The 25,153-nt window shown below is 61.6% G+C and carries 23 protein-coding genes; 6 read left to right on the top strand and 17 right to left on the bottom strand.

Features of this window, described 5'->3' with window-relative positions; all coding sequences use genetic code 11:
• Positions 1–31 precede the first annotated feature (31 nt).
• The 5 genes from traA to BLR31_RS17100 are packed head-to-tail and all read left to right on the top strand — an operon-like array spanning position 32 to position 5,997.
• The gene (gene traA / locus BLR31_RS17120) at positions 32–3,340 is read left to right on the top strand and encodes a Ti-type conjugative transfer relaxase TraA (RefSeq protein ID WP_090598171.1); all 3,309 of its coding nucleotides are present in this window, start codon (positions 32–34) and stop codon (positions 3,338–3,340) included.
• Positions 3,337–3,870 carry a conjugative transfer signal peptidase TraF gene (traF, locus tag BLR31_RS17115; RefSeq protein WP_090598168.1) on the top strand — a complete coding sequence of 178 codons (534 nt, stop codon included), beginning with the start codon at positions 3,337–3,339 and terminating at the stop codon, positions 3,868–3,870. Before traA ends, traF begins: the two co-directional genes overlap by 4 nt.
• Positions 3,833–5,014, top strand: coding sequence for a conjugal transfer protein TraB (locus tag BLR31_RS17110; protein WP_244505114.1), 1,182 nt, complete (start codon positions 3,833–3,835; stop codon positions 5,012–5,014). Before traF ends, BLR31_RS17110 begins: the two co-directional genes overlap by 38 nt.
• A gap of 15 nt (positions 5,015–5,029) precedes the next feature.
• Complete coding sequence (locus BLR31_RS17105) at positions 5,030–5,632, top strand: TraH family protein (RefSeq protein WP_090598164.1); 603 nt, start codon at positions 5,030–5,032, stop codon at positions 5,630–5,632.
• On the top strand, positions 5,629–5,997 hold the full coding sequence (locus tag BLR31_RS17100; protein WP_090598161.1) for a thermonuclease family protein: 369 nt from the start codon (positions 5,629–5,631) through the stop codon (positions 5,995–5,997). Before BLR31_RS17105 ends, BLR31_RS17100 begins: the two co-directional genes overlap by 4 nt.
• A gap of 154 nt (positions 5,998–6,151) precedes the next feature.
• Here BLR31_RS17100 and BLR31_RS17095 read toward each other — a convergent pair whose 3' ends face one another.
• The 5 genes from BLR31_RS17095 to BLR31_RS22205 are packed head-to-tail and all read right to left on the bottom strand — an operon-like array spanning position 6,152 to position 15,966.
• Positions 6,152–9,304, bottom strand: coding sequence for a helicase-related protein (locus BLR31_RS17095; protein ID WP_090598159.1), 3,153 nt, complete (start codon positions 9,302–9,304; stop codon positions 6,152–6,154).
• Complete coding sequence (locus BLR31_RS17090; protein WP_244505113.1) at positions 9,301–12,246, bottom strand: DUF1156 domain-containing protein; 2,946 nt, start codon at positions 12,244–12,246, stop codon at positions 9,301–9,303. Before BLR31_RS17090 ends, BLR31_RS17095 begins: the two co-directional genes overlap by 4 nt.
• Positions 12,243–12,722, bottom strand: a complete 480-nt coding sequence (locus BLR31_RS17085; protein ID WP_090598157.1) for a DUF7680 family protein — start codon at positions 12,720–12,722, stop codon at positions 12,243–12,245. Before BLR31_RS17085 ends, BLR31_RS17090 begins: the two co-directional genes overlap by 4 nt.
• Complete coding sequence (locus BLR31_RS17080) at positions 12,723–15,788, bottom strand: ATP-binding protein (protein WP_090598154.1); 3,066 nt, start codon at positions 15,786–15,788, stop codon at positions 12,723–12,725.
• A gap of 43 nt (positions 15,789–15,831) precedes the next feature.
• Positions 15,832–15,966, bottom strand: a complete 135-nt coding sequence (locus BLR31_RS22205) for a hypothetical protein (RefSeq protein WP_256438744.1) — start codon at positions 15,964–15,966, stop codon at positions 15,832–15,834.
• Positions 15,967–16,174: 208 nt separating this feature from the next.
• Between BLR31_RS22205 and BLR31_RS17075 the strand changes: the two genes are divergently transcribed.
• Complete coding sequence (locus tag BLR31_RS17075; protein WP_090598152.1) at positions 16,175–16,378, top strand: hypothetical protein; 204 nt, start codon at positions 16,175–16,177, stop codon at positions 16,376–16,378.
• Positions 16,379–16,381: 3 nt separating this feature from the next.
• Here the strand turns inward: BLR31_RS17075 and BLR31_RS17070 are convergent, their stop codons facing one another.
• From BLR31_RS17070 to trbL, 12 genes are all read right to left on the bottom strand, one after another.
• Positions 16,382–17,206, bottom strand: a complete 825-nt coding sequence (locus tag BLR31_RS17070) for an ATP-binding protein (protein ID WP_090598149.1) — start codon at positions 17,204–17,206, stop codon at positions 16,382–16,384.
• On the bottom strand, positions 17,203–18,375 hold the full coding sequence (locus BLR31_RS17065) for a DUF4417 domain-containing protein (protein WP_090598146.1): 1,173 nt from the start codon (positions 18,373–18,375) through the stop codon (positions 17,203–17,205). Before BLR31_RS17065 ends, BLR31_RS17070 begins: the two co-directional genes overlap by 4 nt.
• Complete coding sequence (locus tag BLR31_RS17060) at positions 18,369–18,716, bottom strand: hypothetical protein (protein ID WP_090598142.1); 348 nt, start codon at positions 18,714–18,716, stop codon at positions 18,369–18,371. Before BLR31_RS17060 ends, BLR31_RS17065 begins: the two co-directional genes overlap by 7 nt.
• 5 nt (positions 18,717–18,721) lie before the next feature.
• The gene (locus BLR31_RS17055; protein WP_244505112.1) at positions 18,722–19,291 is read right to left on the bottom strand and encodes an STAS-like domain-containing protein; all 570 of its coding nucleotides are present in this window, start codon (positions 19,289–19,291) and stop codon (positions 18,722–18,724) included.
• A gap of 314 nt (positions 19,292–19,605) precedes the next feature.
• Positions 19,606–19,818: a DUF6894 family protein gene (locus BLR31_RS17050; protein ID WP_090598139.1), complete on the bottom strand. Its 213-nt coding sequence runs from the start codon at positions 19,816–19,818 to the stop codon at positions 19,606–19,608.
• Complete coding sequence (locus BLR31_RS21775) at positions 19,819–19,983, bottom strand: hypothetical protein (protein ID WP_176762729.1); 165 nt, start codon at positions 19,981–19,983, stop codon at positions 19,819–19,821.
• A 16-nt stretch (positions 19,984–19,999) separates the two neighbouring features.
• Entirely contained in the window at positions 20,000–20,626 is a 627-nt protein-coding gene (locus BLR31_RS17045; RefSeq protein WP_090598137.1) for a hypothetical protein, read from the bottom strand.
• Entirely contained in the window at positions 20,626–21,933 is a 1,308-nt protein-coding gene (gene trbI, locus BLR31_RS17040; RefSeq protein ID WP_090598134.1) for an IncP-type conjugal transfer protein TrbI, read from the bottom strand. Before trbI ends, BLR31_RS17045 begins: the two co-directional genes overlap by 1 nt.
• An 11-nt stretch (positions 21,934–21,944) precedes the next feature.
• Positions 21,945–22,406 (bottom strand): conjugal transfer protein TrbH, encoded by a 462-nt coding sequence (gene trbH, locus BLR31_RS17035; protein ID WP_090598132.1) that lies wholly within the window; start codon positions 22,404–22,406, stop codon positions 21,945–21,947.
• Positions 22,407–22,408: 2 nt separating this feature from the next.
• On the bottom strand, positions 22,409–23,230 hold the full coding sequence (gene trbG / locus BLR31_RS17030; protein WP_244505116.1) for a P-type conjugative transfer protein TrbG: 822 nt from the start codon (positions 23,228–23,230) through the stop codon (positions 22,409–22,411).
• Positions 23,231–23,271: 41 nt separating this feature from the next.
• Positions 23,272–23,934: a conjugal transfer protein TrbF gene (gene trbF, locus BLR31_RS17025; RefSeq protein ID WP_090598128.1), complete on the bottom strand. Its 663-nt coding sequence runs from the start codon at positions 23,932–23,934 to the stop codon at positions 23,272–23,274.
• A gap of 33 nt (positions 23,935–23,967) precedes the next feature.
• Positions 23,968–25,143, bottom strand: coding sequence for a P-type conjugative transfer protein TrbL (gene trbL / locus BLR31_RS17020; RefSeq protein ID WP_090598125.1), 1,176 nt, complete (start codon positions 25,141–25,143; stop codon positions 23,968–23,970).
• Positions 25,144–25,153 lie beyond the last annotated feature (10 nt).

Below are 25,153 nucleotides of genomic sequence, written 5' to 3'. Positions count from 1 at the left end.
TGGCGTTTCGGATCGAGAGAGTACCTGCCCCGTGGCGATTACGCACTTCACGCCCCAACTGATCAGCCGTGGCGAAGGCCGAAGTGCTGTTGCGGCGGCCGCGTATCGCCATTGCGCCCGCATGGAGAACGAGCGCGAGGGCAGGGTGGCGGACTTCTCGCGCAAGCCCGGCATGGTCCATGACGAGTTCGTGTTGCCGGCCGATGCGCCGGAGTGGGCGAGGGCGCTTGTTGCCGATCGCTCGGTTGCCGGCGCGTCCGAAGCCTTCTGGAACAAAGTCGAGGCGTTCGAGACCCGCAAGGACGCTCAGCTTGCCAAAGAGTTCATTCTGGCGCTGCCGCGCGAGCTAACCACCGAGCAGAACGTCGCGATGATGCACGAGTTCGTCGCCGAACATGTGAGCACGCGCGGGCTGGTCGCGGACTGGGTTTATCATGACGCGCCGGGCAATCCGCACGTGCATCTGATGACGACATTGCGCCCGCTGACGAAAGAAGGTTTCGGCGGCAAAAAGGTGCCGGTCATCGGAGACGACGGACAGCCGGTCCGTTCGAAATCCGGCCAGATCGTTTACAAGCTCTGGGCCGGTGACAAGGCCGATTTCCTCGCATTGCGGGAAGCCTGGTATGGCGCCCAGAACAAGCATCTCGAATTGAACGGTCATGACATTCGTGTCGATGGGAGCTCCTATGCCGAGCGCGGTATCGACCTTGAACCGACTTCGCATATCGGGGTTGCCAGCAAAAACATTCAGCGGGAGCGGCAAGCCGAAGGGCGCGAGGCCAAGCTTGAACGGCTCGCATTGCACGAGGAAACGCGGCGCGAGAATGCGCGCCGGATAGAGCGCCGGCCGGAGATCGTGCTGGAGGTGATCGCGCGCGAGAAGAGCGTCTTCGACGAACGTGATGTCGCCAGACATCTCCATCGCTATGTCGATGATCCCGGCCAGTTCGCGAACCTCATGGCGCGCGTCATGGGAAGTTCGGAGGCGGTGAAGATCGAGGTCGAGGGCGTCGATCTCGAGACCGGCGAGCGATTGCCGGAGCGTTTTGCGACGCGTGACATGATCCGCATTGAGGCCGAGATGGGGAACCAGGCCGAGCATCTCGCGACGAACGGGCGGTTCGGCGTATCAGTGAGCGCGCGCGCCGAAGTCATCGCCGGCCAGGCGCAGATTTCCGACGAGCAGAGCATCGGCCTGGAACGCATCACCGGGGACGAGCGCCTTGCCATCATCGTCGGCCGCGCCGGCGCCGGCAAGACCACGATGATGAAGGCCGCGCGCGAAGTATGGGAGGCTTACGGCTATCGCGTTGTCGGCGGTGCGCTCGCGGGCAAGGCGGCCGAGGGGCTGGAGAAGGAGGCGGGCATTGCCTCGCGAACGCTGGCGTCCTGGCAACTTCAATGGGAGCATGGCCGCCTTCGGCTGGACAACAAGACCGTGTTCGTCATGGACGAGGCGGGCATGGTGTCGTCGCGCCAGATGGCCGATTTCGTTTCTGCTGTTGCCCATGCCGGTGCCAAGCTTGTTCTTGTCGGCGATGCCGATCAGTTGCAGCCGATCGAGGCCGGCGCTGCGTTCCGCTCGCTTGCCAATCGCGTCGGCTATGCCGAGCTCGGCACCATCTACCGGCAGCGTGAGCAGTGGATGCGCGATGCCTCGATGGACCTTGCCCGGGGCAAGATCGGAGAGGCGATCTCCGCCTATCAGGGGCAGGGACGCCTTGTCGGGATGGAGTTGAAGGACCAGGCGGTCAGCGCGCTCGTCCGCGACTGGATTGCAGACTACGACCCGAACCGATCGAGCCTGATCCTTGCGCATCTTCGCCGCGATGTGCGGACACTGAACGAGCTGGCACGCGGCGCGCTCCTCGAGCGTGGTTTGATCGAGCAAGGCCATGCCTTCCGCACCGAGGACGGCATGCGGAACTTCGCTCCCGGCGACCAGATCGTGTTCCTGAAAAACGAGGGTTCTCTTGACGTCAAGAACGGAATGATCGGCCGCATTGTCGAGGCCGAGTCGAGACGCTTCGTCGCCGAGGTCGGAGACGACAAGAGAAGGGTGGAGATCGACCAGCGGTTCTATCGCAATGTGGACCATGGCTATGCGACCACCATTCACAAGTCCCAGGGCGCTACCATCGACCGGGTGAAGGTGCTGGCGACCCTCTCGCTCGACCGACATCTGACCTACGTGGCGATGACCCGCCACCGGCATGACGCAAAACTCTATTACGGCAGGCGGTCCTTCGGACGAGCGGGCGGGCTCATCCAGAACCTGTCGAAGCGCGGGGCCAAGGACACGACGCTCGATTTCGCCGGGTCGAAGCTCTACCAACAGGCGCTTTCCTATGCCAACAGCCGTGGCCTCTACGGCGCGCGCGTGGCGAAAGCCCTGGTCGAAAACCAGCTCCGTTGGATCAGGGAGCAGCGCGATCGACTCGAGACGGCTGCCGCCAGGCTTTCAAGCTTCATCGCGCGGTTCGGCCGGGCCGCCGATCGTCAGGCAGCAGCTGTCGCGATGGCGACTACCTCTCCCGTTTCCCATGCCTGGATTCGCGGCCTCGCGACCTGGGCACAATCCATCCCGCAACTCGTGGAGACCAAATTGCAGTCAGACGCCACACTTACCCATGCCTGGACCCAGCTTCGCGACCGCGTTGCCCAAGTCTATGAGAAACCCGATAGCGCTGTTGGTGCGATGAACCTTCCCGCAATCATGAGCGCCAACGAAGCGGAAAGGCAGGCCGCGCAAAGCCGCATCGTCGACCAGCTCGGTCGCGATCCGGAGGCCTTTGGCGCGATGCGGGGCAGGACCGGCATGTTTGCCTCATCGGACGCGAAGGCCGAGCGGCAGCGGGCCTTGAACAACGTTCCGGCACTCAAGGACAACCTTGCCCGCTATGTGCGGCTGCGCGCCGAGATCGGAGATCTTCGCACCGAGGAGCTGTCGCGCGAGCGCGACCGCAGTCGGGTCGACATTCCTGCATTGTCCGGATCGGCGCAGGGCGTGCTTGACCGCATCCGCGATGCGATCGATCGCAACGACCTTTCGGCCGCGCTCGGTTTTGCCCTGGCCGACAAAATGGTGAAGGCAGAGATCGACCAGCTCAACAAGGTGCTCGACCAGCGATTTGGGGAACGCGCCTTCCTTGGCTCGAAAGAGGCCAAGGGTCCAGCCTATGACGCAGCCGCGGCACAAGTCGCCGAGGGCGACCGATCTAAACTGGTCGCAGCCTGGCCGAGCTTCAGCGCCGCGCAGCGCATTGCTGCCTATGAGCGGGCGGTGAGCCAGACCCGGGCCCAGAGCCAGGTCCGCGATCAGGGCGTGACCCGATGACGAGACAGGGCAGGGCGCTTGCGATCATCGGCGCCGGCGTCGTCATCCTGGGAACGATGGCGGCAGCCTTCGCATGGGGCGGCTATCGGGTGAACTTCACACCCTCATATCCGTTGGGCCTTTGGCAGATCGAAACGCTGGACCGTCCGGTTGCGGTCGGCGACCGCGTGTTCATCTGCCCGCCTTCCGGTCCCGCCGTCGATCTTGCCCGCGAGCGCTTCTATCTGCCCAGAGGTCTTTGCCCGGCCGGAACAGCGCCGCTCATCAAGACCGTCGTCGCATTGGCCGGACAGTCCATCCGCGTCGAGAACCAGGTCATCATAGATGACGTGCCCTTGGCAGCTTCGACCGTTTACGCGCAGGACGCTGAGGGGCGGCCGATGAAGCCCTGGTCGGGCGGCATCGTGCCCGAGGGAGAATTGTTTCTTCATTCCGATTTCGTTGGTTCCTATGATTCAAGATATTTTGGGCCGATTCCGGCCGACGGCATCCTTGGGCTCGCACGGGAAGTGCTCACCTTCGCGCCGTAGCCTTCTGCAGGCGATTCTGTTCGTCGCCGGCGGCGCTGCCACCGGCGCGATTGGGTGGAGCGGGCATCCGCTCGCCTTCGCCGTCGGCATAGCCTTCCCGGCGCTTTGGGCCTTCGCTCCTTCGCGCACGGTTGCGGGTCTGGTCGCGCTTGCGCATTTTCTCGGTGCATCGCGCGGCCTGCCGGTCGGCGCGTCAATCTTTTTCGGGGCGCAGCTCGCCATCGGCCTTGGCCTCTGGCTAGCCGCCTCGCTCATGTTCGTTGCTGTCCATACTGCGCTGTGGACGTCGCGCGGCGGCTGGCGCCAGCCCGTTCGCTACGCGATCGCGGCCGTGCTCATGAGCGCGCCGCCGTTCGGGATCGTCGGCTGGGCGCATCCGATCACCGCAGCCGGAATTCTCTTCCCGGGCTGGGCCTGGTTCGGCCTTGCCGCTACCGCCGCCCTGTTGGTTGCGATGACGACACGCGTTTGGCCGATAGCGGCCGGCGTTGCAGCGCTCGCCTTCGCCTGGTCCGCCTCGAACTGGACGCCGCCGGTCGAGCCGGACGGCTGGCGGGGCATCAACACCAGGTTCAAGTTCGACGCATCGGGCCAATATGCCGATTATCATCAGCAGGTCTCGACGATACGGCTGGCCGAGGCCGCAGCCGGCGAGGGCGTGCGCGTCGCGATCCTGCCGGAAAGCGCCATGGGCTTGTGGAGCGCCACCACCGAGCGGCTTTGGACCCGCGGTCTCTCCAGTCTCGACATCATGGTCAATGGCGGTGCGGCGATCGTCGATCCTGTCGGCTACGACAATTTGATGATCGGGGTTTCGGGGGAGGGCGCGGAGATCCTTTACCGCGAGCGCATGCCGGTCCCGGTCTCCATGTGGCAACCCTGGACCACCGGCGGTGCGCATGCGCGGTTCTTTGCCAATCCGGTCTTCGAGTTCGCCGGGCTTAAGGTTGCACCGCTCATCTGCTACGAGCAGCTGATCATCTGGCCCGTCATCCAGTCGATGTTGCATGCGCCGGATGTGCTTGTCGCGACCGGCAACGCCTGGTGGACCGGTAACACCAATATTGTCGCCATCCAGCGGTCGAGCGCGCAGGCATGGGCCTCGCTGTTCGGCCTGCCGCTGGTGATGGCGTTCAACGAATAGGAGAGGCAAACTACCGTGATCGATGCCGAACTGATTCAGCAATGCGCCGATCCCAGCCTCAAGGTCGAGATCGTCCAAAAGTTCATCGAGGAAGCCGGTGGCGCCGACCATCTGACCGTCACCGTCAGGGCAGGGGAGCGCATCATCCTCGTACCGAAGCCGTCAACCGAGGACGAGGCAATGGAGCTCATCGAGCAGAATTTGGGTCAGTCGATTGTCAGGGTAGGAGTGACTCAGTATCCGGCCGGTCTCGGCATTCAGGACATCTCCGAGCTCAGCCCGGACCTTCTCGATTCTTGCAAGAATATCGGCATGGGCACCGCGCTCTTTGCCAAGGTCTATCGCATCGTCACAAAATGGTACGGTGCGCCTGCCCAAGAGGCCCTTGAGGACGCGATACTCGCCTACAAGACCGGCTGGTTCGAGGGAAAGCAGGTGTTCTATGAGTCCGATCCCGACGAAACCGAGCTTGCCGAGCCGCAGCCAGCGGAGCAGGGCGAGCAGGTTGCGGCAGAGGGTACCGGCCCATCGGAGCCACCTTTTTCGGAGGAAGACCCGAACAAGGCCGGTATCCGCATCGATCTCTCCGGAATCAGCAACAACAACAAAGAGCAATGAGTAGCCACGTCGTCGTCACCATCATGCTTTGCGTACTGTCGTGCGAACCGGCCGAAATCCGCGTCTGGGACGGGGATTCCCTGCGGCTCGGCATAACGCAGGAGGCAGAGGCGATCCGCATCTTCAACATCGATGCGCCGGAGATTGAGGGGCAGTGTGCCTATGAAAGCGATCTGGCGCAGCGCTCGAAACACCGACTGGCGGAGTTGTTGCAGGGTCAGCGCGTCGAGGTCCTGCGCCAAGCTACGGACCGCTATGGCCGCACGCTCGCGAGCGTGAGCGTCAACGGCCGTGACGCCGGCGACATTCTCGTCAGCGAAGGGCTCGCCCGGACTTGGACCGGCCGGCGCGAGCCGTGGTGTTAAGCGATGCTGGCGGTAGCAGCCGAGCTCACGCGGATTTCGCCGTCAGTCGAGATGCGCCGCCAATGTTGGAGCCGGCTTCGGAGGAGGAAGGACACGCACCGCCAACAGAGGACGGACAAGTGCGACCATCCGCAGATGCCCGCATTTAGGTGAGTCAGCGCCGGTAGATATCCAAATCCGGAAATGTTGGACTGCCAGGACTCCAGAACTCCACGCTATCGGCGTGCATCTCATAGAATTCGCGGTCTACGGTGATACGCACTGCATGCGGTAAAAATCCATCGACGAGGCGGTAATCCTTTTCGTCGAGATGAACAGCTTCTGTCCCGAGCGGCAGCAATATCGGCCTGTCCAATACGGCACGGAGATCGGAAAGCGTTATGGCCGGATCAAGACGGACCGGCACCTCGAGGTCTTCATCCGCGAATTCATCGAGGTTGAGGGCAGAATCGTCCCCCGCGGATATCGCATTTTCGAGTGCCTGAAGAGCATCATTGCGCTTGGCGTCAATCGAGGTGGACAAGACCGATTCTTCGATGAGCCGTGGCAAGCGCGTGAGGATTGGTTGAAGCCCGCCTACCACCTTTTCGAAGATCGAAATGCGACTGCGCAGCGCGCGATAGACGTCGGCCTCGACCGTGTCTTCGTAGTGCAGGTTGATGATCCGAATATCGGAGAACCGCTGACCGAGGCGATCAATGCGCCCGATCCGCTGTTCAACGCGCATCGGATTCCAAGGCATATCGTAATTCACCAAAGCACCACAGAACTGGAAATTCAGACCTTCGGCAGCTGCGTCGGTGCACACCAGGACTTCGGAACGGCCTTCCTTGAAGCGCCGTTTGACATCGTCGCGCGTGATCAGCCTCCAAGTGCCATCGGTATTGCGCACTTCACCGCCGCGACCGGAAAAGCACATCACCGAGTTTCCCGCTCCGACAAGCAGGTTTCGAAGATAATCCATCGTGTCGGTGAACTGGGTGAACACCATCACCTGCGGATAGCCACTGCCCTTGAGTTCGGTCAGAACCTTCGAAAGCTCGATGGCCTTAGTGTCGGTCGGCAGCAGCGTGATATCAGCGACGATAGTTTCGATGGTCGCGATCTCTTCGAACGCGAGAGCGCGTCGCTCGTCCTCTGACGCAGTTTCGATATCTATTTCTTCGCCGGCCTCGACTTGGTCGGCGACGTCCTCATCGATCCTGGCTTCATCGGCTGCGGTGAGAAACCCTCCTACACCACCTTTTCGCTTCTCCATCGTTTGCCGAAGGGCATGGAAACTTGACGCAAGGCGCCGGCGATAGATCGTCATCACGAATCCCACGGCGTTGCGGGCATCAGGCGCCGCGGCATTGTATGTCTCGGAAATGTAGGTTTCGACCTGCTGGTAGAGGTCGCCCTCCTCTGCCGAAAGCGGAATGAAGCGGTCTTCGACTTGCCGCGTTGCGATGGCAGTCGACATCTTGCCGGCCTTGAAATATTTGCGCAGCAATTCGCGTGTGTGGCGCGAAACAAGCGCGCGGACCGGTGTCGATCGCTTGATGATCGCAATCGCCGTGCGTCGTTCTTCCGGCGAAAGCTGCCGGCGCGGTATCGAAACCGGATCGCGCAGCGCTTGGAGGACTTTCCGGGTCTTCAGTCCGCTCAGCCGGGTCTGCCGTTCCGCATCCGCCCGCGAGACCTCTCCAAAATGGGCCTCGTTCGCCCGGAAGAGCGCCGAGAGCCAATCGAGGCTTTCGTTGGTTACAGGTTCCTTCGCGACTTCCGAGAAGAAGCGGACGAAGGCATCCGGTGTCCATTCAGGCGGCAGGCCTAGGAGGTCGAGCAAATCCCAGAGTTCCGTGGCGTGGACCTGCAAGGGTGTCGCGGTAAGGAGGATTAGCCCGTCCGTTCGACGCCGCAACGACCTCATCAATTGGAGAAGCCGGTTCGGGCCTTTGGCTTGCGGCGTTCCAGCGCCCTTCGTTCGGGCGTGATGCGCTTCATCGAGGACAACGAGATCCCACGGATCGGCCGCTTCCAGAATTTCGCGTTGTCGATCCTGGCGCCGCGCAAGATGGCTCGACATGATCACGAATGGCTCACGATGCCACGCCTCGCGAGACACCGGCTTTTCGAAATCATGATCCCGCGCCGGCGACCGATACCATGTCAATTTCTGGCCATCGTAGATCGGCCAATTTAGGTTGAACTTTTCGCGTAGTTCGATCTGCCATTGCTTGCAGACGTTCTTGGGTGCGAGGACCAGCGCGCGCTTGATCCTGCCCGCCAACCAAGCTTGGCGAAGCAGCAGCCCGGCCTGAACCGTCTTCCCGAGACCAACTTCATCGGCAATCAGAAGCTTCGGCGGCCAGTTGTCATAAAGGCGATGATAGGCGCGGATTTGATGCGGCCAGGGCACGACCGCGGAAGTCGCTTCGCCCACGCGATCACCGCCGACGGCTTGAACGGCAGCGTTGGCGATCTTTTCCCAAACGGCCTGGCGTTCTTCATCGACCGAAACATTTGGCCCCGGCCTAACAGTGATTGGCTCATCCTCATGGGCCGGTCCTTGAGTGGGTCTGGGTGCCGATGGTCCCGTCGATTGGTCGTCGTGTTCAGCGAGGCGCTTAGGCAGCTTTTCGGGGTCGGGCAGAAAGGTCAGCAGTTGCTCGCGCAGCGCCGTTGGCACATCAAGCGTGATCGCTCGGCGGGCGCGGTCAGCCCAGAGCTTCGCGAAGCTTGCTTCTTCCGCGTCAACGCGCGGGCCGTCATTCCACGACGTGAAGGCGTTGAAGCTTTCCCAGTTCCTCGTCCAACCGAATTCGGTTTCGTTGATGCTGCCGTTGAAGGCCATCCGATCGCCGGTCTTGTCCTCGATGATGCCGGTCTTTTCGTGAAAGATGCTGTCGTCGCGGATCGGCCGGCGGTCGAGGTCGCAGGGCACGGCAAGCTTCACATCGAGAAAGCTGTTAGCCACCATCCAGGCGACAAGTTCGAGGGCATCGATCGTCCGCGGATCAGCCGTCAAGATCGGCATCTTGATCAGCGTCCGCTCAACGGCGTCGCGAAGGGATTCGCCGCGCTCGATGGCCGCAACCTCTTCTTCGCCGAGAGTGCAGCCGACGATCAGGCGCATCCGCCCATTGTTGACGATTAGCCCTTCGACGCCCCGAGCGGCAAGCGCCAAGGCGCGTGCCGAGAAATAGCCTGTAAGGCGATCGTATCGAGTCGCCGAGCGCAACGCAGGCACATAGAACAGCCGGACGAGGTCACCATCGTCCGGCGTATATTTGAGGCGCCATGCGGTGTCGCGCAGAAGCGTCAAGCAGCCTCCTCTGTGAAGAGCGATAGCTGCTGGGGCTCATCCACCTTGTCGGAGAAGGCCAGGCGACGCAGCTTCTCAAGAGCGTCGAAATCATCGGCCGCCGATTTTGCATCGCCGGTGGCAACATCGAAACCGACGAAGTTACGCGAGGGCGGCAGAACTTCCAGCACGGCTTCGAGCGCGGCCAGAAATTGGGGATCGTTGTCGATCCCCGCGTCCTTGAGAAGATCGAAAGCTGCTTCGAGGGTTCGCGTCCTGCCACGATGGGCAGCATGGTGGATTGCATCGATCATGGCGCGCGATCCGTCGGCGGGGCCGAGAGCATTCTTGGCAGCCCGCATAGCGCTATCCCAGAGCTTGATATCCGAGCCCTTCTTTTCGCAGATCTTGCCGATCAGCTGGCCGTCGAGGTCGGCGCCCACCGCACGGGCGAGCCTCAGGCCTTCATCGTAGCTGAACACCGGGGCCTTGAACGCGTCCCAGGCTAGCACAAACCACGACGTGGTCGCATCGAGATCGCCGCGCCCCTTGGTGTGGGTCAGCTGGTTCAAGCGCCACGTCTTCACTTCGCGACGCGCGGCATCAAGCGCATCTTCAGGCGTCACAGCATAAGGATCGAACTCTTCCTCGAAGAGTTCGGCCTGCTTGCGGCGCTTCTTTGCCAGCGGTTCGGGGCGCGGCGTGCCGCGCTTCAACGGCCAGTGGCGCGAGAACTCTTCCAGCGCGGGGCCGAAGGATGCGAGATAAAGATCGACGCCGCCAATCCCGGCCTTCTGGAATTCCTCAACCCGGGTTCGGACGGCTTTGGCCACCAGCGGCTCGACATCTTCCCAATAGGTCGTCTCGTCGCCCTGCTCGGCAGGACGCGGGCGGCAGACGAGGAAGATTGTGGAGTTTGCGGCGGCCTTGTCCTTGATATGGAGCGAGCCTTCGGCCTCGGTGTTCACCGGCCAGGAGGCGGTGATGATAAAGCCGGCTTCGATCAAGCCCTTCGTCAGGGCATCCCAGGCGCTGGTGTCTTTGTGGGTGAACATCACAGTCATGATGCCGTTAGGCTTCAGCACCCGCCGGCATTCCGCGAAGATCGCGGCCATCTTCTCCCGATAGTCGCGGTTAGCGAGAGCGTCCGCGCCCTTCTGGCCTTTGAAGTGAGCTTTGTTGGCGACAGCTTCGGATTGCTTGTCCGTGAGGCGCCTTGTGAAAAGCTCGGGCGCAACAAGCCCTGCCGTGCGCTTTAGCCAGACATAGAAGAAGTCGGACAGCTCCGCATACATCACGTTCGCGCCATAGGGTGGATCCACTACCACCGCGTCGACTGAGCCGTCGGCAATGTGGTCAAGTGCATTCCCGGGCTTGCACGTCACAACGAGGGGTGTCTCGGGCCTGAGACTTTCGGCGGTACTGAAAAGTGTACCCGGGCTATGGTGTCCTTCATGAACGAGATTGCAGATCTTTTTGATACTCTCAGCAGTCTGGCCAATCACCCACTCATAGCCAAGACCTTCAATTGCCATGGCCATTTCAGCGTAAGACCATTTGAAAGCAAAATCATGCCTGTCAAACGTGTTGACCATTACTTCTCGGTTTGCGTGCCACCGTGTCATTCGCGAGTTGTAATCACGAAATTTGTCGAGGCTAAAGCTTAGATAGACATATGCTGCGCGCCGGAGATCAGATAGACGGCCCTCTGATCGATCTTCTTCAACCATCTCGCGAAAAAGTTCTGCTGCAAGTCCGTGTACTAGAAGCTGCCGGGGCGAAAACATGTCACGCCAAAGTGGCATGCCATATTGCCGTGGTCGGTCATCGTTTGTGTTCGCTGGATATTCTTCATTTGGTACGACATCCAGTGCCTCCCATTCTGGCAGCCTCTCAGCAAGCCGAGACTTGGTTTCGGCTAGGTTGTCGTCGCCAGGACGTGGGGCGCGATAGCCGCGCACCCATTTCTGACGGCCTACTTTGCCAGATTTTGTGCGCGTTTCCACCGGGCGCTTGTAGACGACTGCAAATAACTGTTCGCCCATCCCTCCGGCTTGCGCCTGCAGCTTAACTTCGTTCCCATCGATTACGCGAGCGCAGTCGGGGAATGCACAAGTCGCGTCACCGTCCGAAACGGTCCCTTCCGAATGCTCAGCCGCAGATTCAACAATTTCGAACGAGAAGAATCGATTTGGATCGCCAGGCCCGCTAGCCACATTGGGCTTCAGTCTTATGCCGAGGCCCGCGCCGTTAAGTCGCCAATTGGGCGAAAGCGGAATTGTACCTGAACAGTAAGGGCAGCAAATTGTGCGAGTCCATAGGTAGCCGTCTACTCGCGCTGCATCCTCTTTCGGATATACACCCTTCAATGCGGAGGATAGTCTCTTGCCGAGTTCTTTAGACACAGTGTTGAATTCATCGGGAAGAACAGCCCCGAACTTGGATGGATACTCGACTGTCGCTTTTAGGATTATCGCTGCAACTGGATTTAGGTCATTGGCGAGCGCACCAAGACCTAGGCGGACTGCTTCGAAAGGGATGCTGCCGCCACCTGCTGTTGGATCGAGCACCAAGGGGGATTTGCCAGTCTCTAAGCCGAGCTTTTTGAGTTGGTGAAGAGGAGGTGTGTAGGTGAATGCGCGCTTGTAGCCATAGGGATCAAGGCCGAGGTCTTCTCCGGTTTTTTTCGCGAGATCGATTCGACGGCGAGTCTTGACTGGATCACCCAAAATCCCAATTGCCGCTTGAAAATCCGAGTGGCTCGCACTTTCTGGTAGCAAAGACGCAAGTATCGCCGCTCGCGATGCGATCAGCGGTCGGCGTGCCCACCAAACATGTAGGAAGTTGATTGGTGGGAGAGCCGTAGCCATGCGACGCTCGCGAACGCTCTCCTCGCTAAGTTCAGCGATTGGCAACCATCGTTCAATTAGGCGCACATCCGGCATCGGTTTCTCTTCCATCATTTTGCCGGATCTGTGAGCAGGATGCGCAGCGCAGTTAGCACGCGGCGCGGGTTCTTGCGGTGCACCGACATGCCGAGCCAATAGCCGGCCTCTTCCTTGCCCATCACCTCGATGCCTTCGGCGACGAGGCGCATGTTGTCGCGATTGCGCATCGGGGCCAGCGTGCGGAACAGAAGCGCCAGGCGCAGCGCGGTTTCTTCTGACAGGGCCGATCCCATGCCCTCGATCGGAAGGAGATCGAGGCGGATGCCGCTTTCCTTCAGGCGCTTGAGAACTCGGTGCTCGGCCAGTTCAAGATTCCGTCCGCGAAGGCCCGCAAGGCGGATCGGAGTGGTGATCTGAGGCGTCACGATCGAGGGAAGTTGCCAGACTTCAACCTCGGTATCGCCAGGTCCATGGCGACGGGCGCGCAGTTCGTAAACGGGCTGGGTCTTCGAGACCATCATGAATTCGTCCTTCCGGCGCGGCACATTCATTTACTTCACCTCCGCCGTTGCTTCGACATACGCAGCCGCGCTCGCAAAACGCGTTAGCTTTTCGATGAATTTGTCCGCGGCATCTCCATCCAGCGCGAGCCCGCCTTCGAAATCAAACGAAATACTGGTCTGCAGATCGGTCTCTTTCGCCGCCCTGAATTGAGGTTCGAGATAGTCCTTCATCGTCGATGCATCTTGCGCCACGCCGTTGAATTCGAACAGCATTTCGCTGTCTTGCGTTGTGATGAAGCTGCCCGTGAGCTTCACCAACCGCTTTGTTCCGGCGATGGTGTTCGCGATCGGGATCAGCTTGAAGGCGTCGCCATATTCGAACAGGCGGATCACCACGCGATCCACCTTTTCGAGCTTCGCTGTCTTGGCCTGTTCGATCACTTTGCGTAGCGATTCCTTCAAAACGCCCTCGGCGGTGAACACTTTGGCATTCGCGACCACAGCGCCCTCAGCGCCACCTTGCGGTCGTTCGACGATGCCGGGAACTGAGCCTTCGACCGGTGCTCCGCCGATCGGCGGGAGCGGCTCACTCGAAATGGAAACACCAGTTCCAGCGGATGCGGGTTGGGCCACCGACGCAGGCGCCGGCCGAGGCCACACGCCCTTGGTCTTGGCGAAGTCCATTGTGAAGATCGTCGTTTCTTCATCAATGTTGATCGAGGGCATCGGATCGCCTTGGCCGGCGAGGAGATCGCCGCGCTTGTAGACATAGACGCCTTCCTCGATGCCCTTTCGGATCGCCTTGCGGAACACGTCATCGGACAGGAGGATCGAGAGCGAGGGATCGCGGCGAAATTCATCGCGCAGATCGCGCGTCGTCATCTGCCCTTTCTTCAAGGGTGTGCGGTCGCGGATGTAGGACGGGGAATCGGGCGAGTCGGAAGCGTCGCGAACCTTGTTCTGACTTTGCAACTGCCGAACGACCTGAAGCTGGCCCGACCCGGGGCGCTCGGAGGCGTTTTGAATATCGATCACCGAATGGGCTAGCTGCACCGAGCCCGCGCCGCTCAGCGCATTGCGCGACGGGTAGAGGATGTGGCGATAGCACTGCTGGATCGCGATAGCTGCCTCCGTCTCGGACTTCTTCTCGAGTTCGAAAACCTTGGCTTGCTGGTGCTCGGCAAGTTCCTTGACGCGCTCGGGCCGCTTGAGTTCCTGAAGGGCGAGGCGGCGCACGATCGCGCGTTTCATCTCGTTCACCTTGGTCTCGTCAGCTACTACGAACACAAGGTTATTTCTCAGGGATCGCAGCCCGTTGCCGTCCGCGCCCTTGCGTTCGAACATGCGGCCGACAATCTCGGGGATCTCGCGAAGATCGGCGCCGATTTCAAGCGCGTCGTGAGAAAGCAGAACAAGCCGCGGCTTCCCGTCCGACACGTCGTCCGGGACATCCCATGGCCCGCCAGGGAAAGGCACCAGGTCGAAAGATTGCCCGCCGAAGATTGCCTTTGCCCTATCCACAAGCTGGGTTCGCGCCTCGCCAGGATCGATGTTCTTCTCTTCCCGACCGATGACCTGCGTAAGGTTTGCTTCTGCGTTGAAGCGCAGCGGCGCGTTCGGCCGATCGTCGAGATAAGCCGATTCCGCGCGAAATTTCGTCCTGGCATCGTCGATGAAAGAAAGGTCCGCTGCAGGGCTCAGGATCGAATAACGCAAGTGGTCGGTTGCAACGCCTTTCAGATCGTTGTTGAACGCCAGGGTGTGGATGAAGATCGTGCGGGCGACGTAGGTGCCATAAGGCAGCAGGCCCTTGAAGTTGTTCGCGTCCAGCTCTTGGGCCAAGGCCAGCTTCTCGGGCGGCCCGGCAATGTCGTTGAGAATCGCCGGCGCGAAGGCGCCTTGCTGCAAGCGCGTCGTGAATTCCCGGCGAATGACGTCCGATCCCAGATCGATGTGATGCAGGTGGATCGCGGACGCATCCGCAGGCCGGCTCGCCCAGACGGTGGCGACGGTCTTTGCCAGAATGCGCAACATTCCGCGAACACGCTGAAAGCCGCCGAGCGTGGCCGTTTTCCCGGTGAGCGTATCCAGAACGTCCGGGTGAAAGGGATAGGTCTGCGCGAATTCTGCGCTGGTGGTCGAGCGCCTGGCTTCTTCCGATAGAATGTCGCGATGGGTGGTCCAAAGTTCGCGATAACCGTTGATCACGTCCGTCGCGCGGGAATCGTCAATCGACTCAAACAGGCGGCGTCGGATGACCTTTGCAGTTTCATCATCCCGTGTCGGATTGAGGTTGGTCGCCTTCCGACCGGAGACGCTTTCGAGTTCCGACATCGCGCTGGCGAGGAATTCGTTCTCGTCGGCGAAGGCGTCCACGCCCTTGCCGTCGGATCGAACCGCAAGCGTATAGACGATTGCCGCGTGCGGGGTGCTTTCGATCGCGGTCAGCAGCGCCTTGAGGAAGGCGGTCAGTTGATCGCGCCCACCCATGCCTTGAACTCGCCGAAGGTACTCGCCCAGCTCATCGAGAACGACGAGCACCGGATCGGAACCGAATAATTCCTTTATGGTGTCGGCACCCGGAGCAATTCGCTGCTCGTCGGATCGGCGCACGATCTCGTAGCCAGCCATCCCAGCCAGCTGGTAGGCGATCTCGCCCCAAGGCGTGTGGGCGCGGATTCCCTCGCCCATCGGCCGACCGTTCGCCGGATCGGCATTCTCGCCATCGAAGGCGGCAACGCGGACGGCCTGGGTTGGCACGAGGGTTGGATCGAGGAATTCCGCGATATTCGAAACACCCTTCATCCCTGCCGCGGCGTGTACAAGGGCAATCAGGCCGTGCGTCTTACCGCCGCCGAACGAGGTATCGAGGCGGAAAACAGCTGACACGCTTTCACCGCGGCCAGACAGTCGGCCACAGACGTTGACGAGAAGCTCTTTCAGCCCCTCGGTGGGATAAGTGTTCGTGAAGAACGTTGGAGCGTCGGTGTAGTCGCGCGAGGCGCGACCGGTCAGGACATTCGCGAGATTAGCGGCGTAGTCGCTGTCAGCAATTGACCCCTTTTCCACATCCTCGCGAGGCCTGCAAAGCTCAAATACACTTGGAATCGTCATGCGTACCCCAACCCCGATCTGACCGCCGGCATAGACCGATCGGTCACCCTCCGCGAAGCTCGTTCTTTTTCAGCCAAGTTTCGATCGCTTCATTTGCGATCGCCGATGCGGTCGATTCGCGATCAACAGCAGCCTTTTTCAGGTCCTTAATCACGTCGCTGTCCAGATGAAGCAGCATTTGTCGCTTCGCTTTGACGATGGGCTTGCTAGTACGCGCCTTTATCCGACCCGTCATCCCGTTCACCGCGCCATGATAGGAACCTATCACCTCAGTCTAAAGTAACAGCCTATCTAAAACAATTGCCGAATTGCTTGGGGGTGGCCTTGCCAATCCGTCTTCACGCGGTGATCCACCGCAATTTCCCACGGCATTGTGGGAGGCGGAAATGATGCGGATCGAAAGACTGAGTGATAGCCGCCAGCGGATGCGTCATGAGGCCATCGGTGGCGCGCTTGCCGAAAACGAGGCTTTGCCGACGGGCAAAAAACTCTATGAAGTGCGCGAGCTACCGGACTGGAAAGAGCGGGCACAATCGCTCGAAACTGAAATGGACACTCGAGAGTTGGAGTTTAGCCGGATTGCCTGGTGACGATCAGGCGCCGTCTCGAGGACGACCGTTCACCGCGCAGCTTACCGACACAAAGAATCCTCTCAATTGGGGCTTCTGCGCCGGGCGAGCCGTCATCAGCGTGGGCTGTTTGCCGTCGATCAGTAGGGCATGGTCGCCGGAGCGGAAGCGCAGCGCGCCGTTCAGGTTGGCAAGGCCGATGAATAGCGGTCGGAAGCCGTGGCCGCGTTCCGGCTGGTGTTCGTACCGCGAGATGCCATCCGTGAGCGTCAGGCGCAGCGCTTCGCCGTGATCATTGAGTCTGGCATAGTCGGCGTTGCTACGCAGGCTCTCCAGAACGCCGATGCCGCGATCGGATGATGTGAACTCAAACTTTCCCTTTGAGGCGCGGAACGCGACGATGCCGCTCTGCGGCTCTTGTGCATGTTCGTAGATGTTGCTGTGAAGCTCGCCCAGGGCAGCGGTGAGCTGTGCGGCGATGGCCTTGGGGAATCCTTCCGCTATCGCGGCTTGCTGGGCGGCTAGACCGAAGGTCGTCCAGGCGTTGATGTCGTGCGGCGTGGCGGTGCTTAGGAAGCCCGCGCGCCGCGTTTGCGGGCAGACCCACTCTCGCGCGCCGCGCCTGATGGCGTCCAGCATCGGACCAAGAAGGTTTGTGGTCAGCCAGAGGGCATCGTGCGGTGCCGGAAGTAAGCCGCCAGCGGCAAGATTGGAGAGTTCGAAGAGCGGGCCGATCTCGGACGCCGTGAGCGCGGGAATGGCGGCCTCGTTCAAGCGGCCCCGCGCGGCCGCGAAGGCCAGCCCATCGAGCATCCTGAAATCCAATATCGCGGGCCCGGTTTCCGTCATCCGGCCATCGGCGCCGATTCTACCGAACGTGACGAGGCGATCAGATCGCCAAACCACGCGTCGGTCGCCTGCCAGTTCGCTTCAAGCAGATGGTCGACATGGGCCCCCGGTGCCGTCGGCGCGCCTCGCCAGCCAAGGGCCGCGTTGCCCTTGGGATAGGCCTGCTGCCGCATCATCGTCTTCATGAACACCGACGTGTCGAGAACGGTGATCCCCGAAAATGCACGGGCAATCACCGGCAGGACGTCGGTGCCGCCGCGTACGATGATGTGCAGCGGGCGGCCGACGGCTTGGGCCAATCCTGCCAGCCAGGCCGAGTGCTGCTCGCGCCGCCCGGACCACCCGGTGCCCGTCGTGAACTCATAGGCGATATGTGTGATCTCCGGCCGGGCGGCGAGGAAGGCGATCCAGTGGGCAAAGTCGGCTTCAGTGCGCCCGTTGACATGGAGCGCGGCCGGCAGGCCCTCGCGCAAGAACTCTTCATGGACGATCGCGATTCGCTTCATCGCGTGCAAATCGTCCCACCGCGGCCGGTCGATGAACAGGCTGTAGTTCGGCGTCGTCACCATGCCGACGCCGGCGGCGGCGAGGGCCCGGATAATCGGGCGGCGGCCGGCTTCACCGAGCCCCCACCAGCGCTCGAGCGGGCGGTCGATGTCAGTGCCGGTCAGCATCACCGACGCCTGATGGCCAATGCCGAAGGCCTCGCCGAGCGCGACGCGGCTCACAAAGCGCGGTAGGCCCGTACGCCGGTCGAACATACGGTAAAGCGGCAGCGCTACGGTCGCGGCAGTGGCCGGCATGCTGCGCGCGGTGGGGTGATAGATGACAGGGACAAGGCGGGGCAGACCAACCGCATTGAGCAAAGGGGCGCGCGGCACGCTATGGAGGTTGAAGCCGCCGATTTCGCGGTAGCGATCGGCGAAGTCAGGATGGTTGCGGCAGACGCGGTCGCAACCTTCCGAATTGCCGCAGCAGAACTGCAGGCAGTCCATGAAGGGCGTGTTCAGCCGCAGCCCGCCGCAAATCTCCTTCTCCGGGCAGGTGGCGCAGCCGAGCGCTGCGCTCGCCACTTCGGGATCATGCCAGAGGCGGCGCTCGCGGCGCGGATTGCGCCCATGGTGGGGCGCCTGCGGCTTGACTTTAGTGGGATCGGGACGGGTCAGCATAGTGAGATCTCCGCCACGCCTGCGATGGGATGAACATCCTGCACCGTGCCCTTGGCGATGCCGCAGGAGGCGGCCACGGCAAGCACGAGTTCGGGCGCGGGATTGGTGAAGCGGGCGACATCGCTCATGCCTCGCCGGGCGATCAGCGTCCCGTTCTTGTTTTCGACGGTAAGCTGATCCCCAGTGCTGAGCCTGGCGTTGCCGATGATGTCGGCTTCCGCCGTCCTTGCGGCGCAATCGGGAACGCGTGTGAACAGGTCGGCCGTCGCGAGCTTTACCCGTGCGCGGTCCCACGCCTTCTTGAAGCTCGGCGCCGCCTTTTCGATGAATTCAGCCCCCATGGTCCTTACACTCCTTCAAACAGCGGCCGATAGCGCTTGGCGCGGCCCTGGCTCGTTTCGATGACGAGGCCAAGAGATGCGAGGGAAGCCAGCCGGTTATTCCAAGCCGTCGTGTGTTTTACCCCCTCGCTCTTGCCGTACTCGCGCATCAATGCGCCGGCGTCAGTCTCGCCGTGCTCGTGAACAAGGTCGAAAGTGAGCCTTTGCTTCGGATCAAGTTCACCGAGCGGGGCGGCCATCGTTACTGCGTCCGCCTCATCCAGCGCGCACAACATCAATACATCTCCGCGGGGCATCAGCAACTCCAGCAGCTCTTCACGCACTGCATCATTGGCATTGGCGACCACCGGATAGAATTTCGAGCGTCGCCCCCTGACAATATCGCGGAAGGCAAGAATGCTCTCGCGCAGAAAGCTAGCGGTCGCGACCTCGATGCCGGTGAAATCGAGAAAGACCGGCTCCGGGTTTGCTGGCTCGGTGGCCGTCATGCTCAGAAGCGCGTTCAGAGCCGACCTGCCGTTCAGCGCCCCGGCGAGGACGTCGCTGCCACCAATCGCCAGCAGGTAGATCTTCATAGCATCACGTTCCTCACGTTGGTCGCGTGAGATATATATAGAGAGCTGCATTCGGAGTCAACCGTCCGGTGAAATAGGATGCCGCCTACTCGCGTGTTTTTGGAGGGAGGTGTGAGCAGATATTGCTATCGTCGCATCACTCGCGGAGCGTCCGCCGCGACGACGAAGGCAATTCCAGGCGGCGACGGAGAACCTAAGTCAGCAACGGTCATTCGCCGAAGCAATCGCGGTGGACGTCGAGATTATGACCAGAACGAGCGGCGAAAGGTTCATAGGTCGACGCCTAAAACGCCCTTTGACGACTTGCAGCGTCGCTATTTTAGGCCGTTTATGTCGACCGTTGCGACCGCCCGTCCCTTTCGGCCAACCACTTTTACCTCGATCTCGCGATGCTCCGGTTCTTCGGCGATCTCTGACACGATCCTGCGTGCCATGGCGATCGCTTGAGCGTCGTCATCGTGGGGCTCACCTTTTCGGTCGGGACATTCCACGTCATCGCTAAAGATGTGGAAATAGTAGCGGGGCATTCATCCTCCTTCGCGGCACGCTGGGTCATCAAGCCATGCGCTCGCGTCGTTGAAATATTCGCTCGCGATGGCGGCGCGCAGAAACTTGAACCGGGCACGGTAGCCGCCCGCCTTCGCGACCCCAAGCACGCTCTCCATGGGTGTTAGAGCGTCGAAATGTTGCAAGGACTTCCCTCCCGGGTCAGTCAACAGCCGGGTCGACCTTGAGAAACACGCGGTCATCCCAAGACGAGATGTTCCAGCGATACGCTCCACCGAAGAGCCCGGGCGTTTCGTCGGCGTTGGTCTCAATGACCGTGCCGGACACGGTCACAGTCAACGTTCCGTTGGGCACAATGGCGATCTGATCGAGCTCGGCGCGGGCGCGGTCCGGGACCTCCGGGGTACTGACTTCAATGGTTCCGTCGTCGATGCGTCGAATGATCAAGAAATTGTCGGCTTGCGACTTCGCCCGTGTGTTCGGCACGCCGATTGCGGCCCCGTTTGCGTCCAGTTCGCCGGTGAGATTGACGACGAGATCGAAGCGCCCTTCCCCGGCATAGGCGAAGCGCTCAAAGCCGGGCATTCGAGCGGTCTTGCGCTCTTCCGCCCGCATCCGATCCTCCTCCTGCTCGGTGAACACGCGGCCGTCGGCAACCGCCTTAACGGCACGAGGGTCGGCGAGGCGGGTTTCGACACGCATGTCATATAGGTACCCCTCGAGCACAATGCTGGCGTCGATGGTTTCCGGCACGAGGCAACCGGTCAAAAGCACGCCTACCACAATGGCTGCGGCGGCATTACGGACGAGCGAATACAGCCTAGCCATCAGTGATAGGCTCCCGGGAATATGATGTCCTGCTCCACAATGATATTGAACCCGTAGCCCGGACGGATCGTGAGGGTCGGCTGGACATTGAGATTGCGGGAGATGGTTTGGTCCGCTACTCGGCCGAAACTTTCCGCGAAGTTGCGCCGCGCGGCGTCCGAGGCGGTGTCCTGCGTTGCAAGCGTCGAGCTTTCCGGCACAGCCATGTCGATGCCGGTTCCGATCAGGGCGATGAGGATCGCCGAGCCGAAGGTCTGCAGGTACTTATTATCGACCTGATCGCGGAAACCGCCATAGCCTTGCGCGTCGACGCCGGCCATGCCGCCGATCTGCAGTGTCGATCCATTCGGGAAAATGAGATCGGTCCAGATCACCAACACCCGGCTTTGCCCGAACGAGACATTGGAATCGTATCGGCCGAAGAGCTTGGCCCCTTGCGGCACCAACAGCCGATGACCGGTCGCACTGTCATAGACATTCTGGCTAACCTGGGCGGTGATGCGGCCGGGAAGGTCGGAGTTGATGCCGGTCACGAGCGTCGCCGGGATTACCGAGCCGCGTTTGAGCTCAAAGGGCGACTGCTGCGGAACGACGCGGTTCGGCAGATAACCGAGATCGGCAATGTTCTGATCGAAGAAGCCTGTCTTTCCGGCCTGGTTGTTCGGATCGGCCTGTTGCCCGGCGCCGCCGGCGCGCAGCGCGGCCGCATACAAATCGGCCATGCCGGCCTGTTGGCTAGGCGCCCCCTGCCCCGTTGTCGCCTGTGGGGTTCCCGCTTGTGCCGCCTGTCCAACGTTGCCGATATTGACCGCGATCGGGCTGTCATAGGCGGCATCGTCGGCCTGGAGCCGGGCCATACGCTGCTGATGCAGCAAGCGAAACATCTGCTCGTCCTGTTCCCTTTGCAGCCGCTCGCGCCAGTCGACCTCGCTTTCGACCGGTCGCGGCTGGTGCTGTTGCTGGATCACCGGTTGGCGCTGGAAAGGATTGGTGGATTGCGGCTCGTCTTCCGCCTGTTCGACCGGCTGCACCACCTGTATCTCCTGCGCGGGGCGCGGCTCCTCGATCACGCCATCCGAAACACCGCGCTTGAGCTGGTCGGCGAAGTCGGTTGCCGGTGCGCCGGTCGAGGTATCGATCGCGCCCCCGCTCCGGTTGAGGCCCCGGATCGACAGTCCCCAAATGATGACGCCGAAGAAAAGCACGACCAGGCCGATGAAGAGAAAGACCGGCAGCTTGTTCAGGCGCCGGATCTTGGGCTTGCCGTCGCCGCTTTCGGCGCCGGGGGAAAGATCGAGCGAACTCATGGCCCCTCCCCTCAGCTTACACGCTGCATGACGGACAGCGGGCTTGTTGGCGTGGCGCCGGTTGCCGACATTGCATAGGAGCGGGTCAATTCCACCGACGGCGTCGAAATCCGGGTCATGACCGCGCCCTCGAAGGTGTCGACGACGTAGGCGAGCGGGATCATATTATCGCCGGGAGCCTCCTGGTTTGAAGCGACGGCATAGCCCCAGCCGCGCAGCGACTCTTCGAGCGCCAGGCCGAAGGCGGAATCGTCGGGTTTGATGACGATCGTGCCGGTGCCCGGGCCGACATGCTCGGCGAGCTTGGCGACCATGTCGCCGGCGACGGCCGAGGCCGCGGCCGGCGAAAGATTGGCGGCATCGGCACTCACGGTTGGCGTGAAGTATCCCCCGCCCGTCGTGGCGCAGGCGGCCGTTGCACAGGCGAGAAGAACGAGTGCCAGGACGCGGGAAAGTCGGTGGATGGCGCGCATGGTCAGCCCTTCCTCGAAATGGTGATCTTCTGCTGGCGGGAGCCGACGCCGGAAAGCAACACTGCGCGATCGAACACGTAGTCGACAATCATCATCGTGCCGTTGAGCCGGTAGTTGACGATGCGGTTTTCGCCGCCCGAGACGACGAACAGCACCGGCGCATCGCCGCTCATCATCTGGCCGGGGAACTGGATGTAGGTCTTGACGCCATCGGTGTAGACGCGGGTCGGGCGCCAGCGGGCCTGTCCGCTGATATCGAAATTGAAGCTCAGGCTTTCGGCCGGGACGCCGGCGCCGGGGATGATGCTCGCCTCGACGCGCGCGTTGAGGGCATCGAACTTCGCCTGCACGTCTTCGGGATATTCGAAGGCAACGCGGGCCATGTAGTCGCGATGATGTGATCTGAGCCGGATATGATAGGTTCGCCGCGATGTCGTCACCACCATGGACGTCTCGAGCCCGGGTTCCGAAGGCTTGACGATCAGGTGGATCTTCTGGCCTTCGGCCGAGCCGGAGGTTGCCGGTTCGACCTTCCAGCGAACCGTGTCGCCCACCAGCACGTCACGCACGGCTTCACCGGCCTGCAGCTCGATTTCACAGAGCTGGAGAGGCGAGCAGACGACGGACGGCTGCGTTTGGCCGTAGAGGTAAATGACCTTGCCGTCCGGCCCGCGCGTCATCACCGCGGCCGTGCCCTGCCATTGGGTGGAAAGACCGGTTCCCCGCGCTTCGTTGCCGCTGAGGCCCTGCTGATCGGCCGCAACCGCGACATTGAGGACGAACGTGCCCAGCAACAGGGTTGCCGCACACACCCCCGCGCGCATTTTCTTGACGTTGAACATTACTCTGACTCCGCGAGCGTTTCTCAAAGCTGGGCCGTCCAATCGAAATCCTTGAGGTAGAGGCCGATCGGGTTCAGACGAATGACCGCCTCGTCCTGGGGCGGCGAAAGGGTCACGGTGGCGATGCCGCGAAAGCGGCGGGTGCGCAGTTCCTTGCCCGCGCGGTCGCGCTCGATCTCGCTCCAGTCGACCTGGTAGCTCTGGTTCGAGAGGGCGACGACGTTGTTGACTTCGATCGAGACCGTCATGGTGCGCGCGCGATCGAAGGGCGAGTTGTTGCGAAACCAGTTGTTGACCTTCTCGGTCGCCGGGTCCTGCTGCTTCAGCATCGCGTAGGTGCGGTCGATATAGCCCTTCTGCACGGTGGCATCCGGGGTTATCGACCGGAAGTTCGACACCCATGCGCCGAGCATCGCGCGCACAACGCGCTCGTCGGCATATTCGATCTGCGCGGGGAAGCCGGCCAGGACCGCCGTGCCGAGCTTGTCGACCTCGACTACATAGGGAACGAGCTTGACTTGTGTGGACTGATAGAGGGCATAGCCGAACCCGATCACCGCCATGCTCATCGAAAGCAGGCCGACCGTGCGCCAGGCCGAGGCCGCGCGCATGTAGCTGCCGTAGCGCTCGTTCCACTCATAGCGGGCGGCCAGATACGGATTGTCGGGGTATTTTCGCTTCGCCATCTAGCCTCGCTTGATCGATGCGGCCGGCCGACCTCACGAGTCGGCGTCCATCTTTCTGTTTGAACTTCTGGAACTGGTGCCCGGATTGCTGCCTTGCCGCAGCTTTTCGTTGGCAAGACCCAGGGTCGAACCCATCTTGGCGCCGGGGATGCCCATCAGCTTGTCGGTCGCCGCGGAGCCGACCGCGCCACTCGCGGCTTTCAACCCGGCCATTGCAGCCGCGCCGCGCGATGCGCCGGCTTGCGACGCCGCCGAGGCGGCAGCCATCCCACCTTTGACGACGCCGGCGCCGCCAGCTGCCATGCCAGCACCGACCGCTGCGAAGCCGGCAACCTGGCCACCGCTGCGGATGGCTTCCATGCCATTGCCGACGGAAACGCCCTGCACGACGCCCTGAATGATGTTCGGCACGTACATAGAGATCATGAAGACGACGACAGAAATGCCCGCGATCGTCAGGGTAGTGAGGAATTGATCGTCGGAAGCCGTATCGTTCGAAAGGCCGATCAGCACCTCGGAGCCGATCCGCGCGATCATCACGAGGCCCATCAGCTTCATGCCGACTGAGAAGGCGTAGACCAGGTAGCGGATCGCGAAGTCCTTGGTGAAGGACGAGCCGCCAAGGCCAAGCATAATCATGCCGGCGAGCAGACCGACATACATTTCGACCAGCACGGCCACGAAGATCGCCGCTACGAGGGCAAAGCAGATGACAACGACGATCATCGCGAAGACCGAGGCCATGGCGAGGGCATTGTCCTCCCAAAGGCCGAACCGGGCGTTTTCCGAGAGTTCGGAGGCCACTTTCACGCCGGCATTGAAGACGTCGGCCGGCGAAGCCGAACCGCCATCCGCGCCGAGCTGAAACAGGCTATCGACAACCGACTTGGCCAAGTCCGGCCCCTGCTGCAGGACAAAGAGGAAGAAGCCGATGAAGAGGATTCTCCGCACAAGCTCTGCAAACCATGTGTCAAGCGACGGAGCCTGGATCGCGAGCCAGATCGCCGCGATACCCACTTCTATGCCGGCCAGTATCCAGAACAGCGAGGTTGCCGCATTGATGACGGTGTCCTGCCAGTCCTGCGATGCGCTAGCGACCTGATTTTCGAGATCGGTCAGGATCGAACCGTCCTGCGCAAAGGCCGGATCGACCATGGCAAGCCCGGCGATCATCACCCCAGCCAATCTCAAAAGCATCGCAGCGCGCATGACTCAGACC

Origin of the sequence: Pelagibacterium luteolum (assembly GCF_900100665.1) — a bacterium.
GTDB classification, from domain to species: domain Bacteria; phylum Pseudomonadota; class Alphaproteobacteria; order Rhizobiales; family Devosiaceae; genus Pelagibacterium; species Pelagibacterium luteolum.
Note: the sequence above shows the minus strand (reverse complement) of the source record. Positions and strands in the feature narration are given on the sequence as shown.

Excerpts from the sequence above, each read along its gene's own strand:
- traF (WP_090598168.1), top strand. The coding sequence starts at position 3,337 with ATGACGAGACAGGGCAGGGCGCTTGCGATCATCGGCGCCGGCGTCGTC.
- BLR31_RS17065 (WP_090598146.1), bottom strand. The coding sequence starts at position 18,375 with ATGCTGACCCGTCCCGATCCCACTAAAGTCAAGCCGCAGGCGCCCCAC.
- BLR31_RS17055 (WP_244505112.1), bottom strand. The coding sequence starts at position 19,291 with ATGAAGATCTACCTGCTGGCGATTGGTGGCAGCGACGTCCTCGCCGGG.
- BLR31_RS17100 (WP_090598161.1), top strand. The coding sequence starts at position 5,629 with ATGAGTAGCCACGTCGTCGTCACCATCATGCTTTGCGTACTGTCGTGC.
- BLR31_RS17080 (WP_090598154.1), bottom strand. The coding sequence starts at position 15,788 with ATGACGATTCCAAGTGTATTTGAGCTTTGCAGGCCTCGCGAGGATGTG.
- BLR31_RS17090 (WP_244505113.1), bottom strand. The coding sequence starts at position 12,246 with ATGATGGAAGAGAAACCGATGCCGGATGTGCGCCTAATTGAACGATGG.
- trbL (WP_090598125.1), bottom strand. The coding sequence starts at position 25,143 with ATGCGCGCTGCGATGCTTTTGAGATTGGCTGGGGTGATGATCGCCGGG.
- BLR31_RS17060 (WP_090598142.1), bottom strand. The coding sequence starts at position 18,716 with ATGGGGGCTGAATTCATCGAAAAGGCGGCGCCGAGCTTCAAGAAGGCG.
- BLR31_RS17070 (WP_090598149.1), bottom strand. The coding sequence starts at position 17,206 with ATGACGGAAACCGGGCCCGCGATATTGGATTTCAGGATGCTCGATGGG.
- trbG (WP_244505116.1), bottom strand. The coding sequence starts at position 23,230 with ATGCGCGCGGGGGTGTGTGCGGCAACCCTGTTGCTGGGCACGTTCGTC.
- BLR31_RS22205 (WP_256438744.1), bottom strand. The coding sequence starts at position 15,966 with ATGCTGCTTCATCTGGACAGCGACGTGATTAAGGACCTGAAAAAGGCT.
- BLR31_RS17045 (WP_090598137.1), bottom strand. The coding sequence starts at position 20,626 with ATGGCTAGGCTGTATTCGCTCGTCCGTAATGCCGCCGCAGCCATTGTG.
- BLR31_RS17050 (WP_090598139.1), bottom strand. The coding sequence starts at position 19,818 with ATGCCCCGCTACTATTTCCACATCTTTAGCGATGACGTGGAATGTCCC.
- trbI (WP_090598134.1), bottom strand. The coding sequence starts at position 21,933 with ATGAGTTCGCTCGATCTTTCCCCCGGCGCCGAAAGCGGCGACGGCAAG.
- trbH (WP_090598132.1), bottom strand. The coding sequence starts at position 22,406 with ATGCGCGCCATCCACCGACTTTCCCGCGTCCTGGCACTCGTTCTTCTC.
- BLR31_RS17075 (WP_090598152.1), top strand. The coding sequence starts at position 16,175 with ATGATGCGGATCGAAAGACTGAGTGATAGCCGCCAGCGGATGCGTCAT.
- BLR31_RS17085 (WP_090598157.1), bottom strand. The coding sequence starts at position 12,722 with ATGAATGTGCCGCGCCGGAAGGACGAATTCATGATGGTCTCGAAGACC.
- trbF (WP_090598128.1), bottom strand. The coding sequence starts at position 23,934 with ATGGCGAAGCGAAAATACCCCGACAATCCGTATCTGGCCGCCCGCTAT.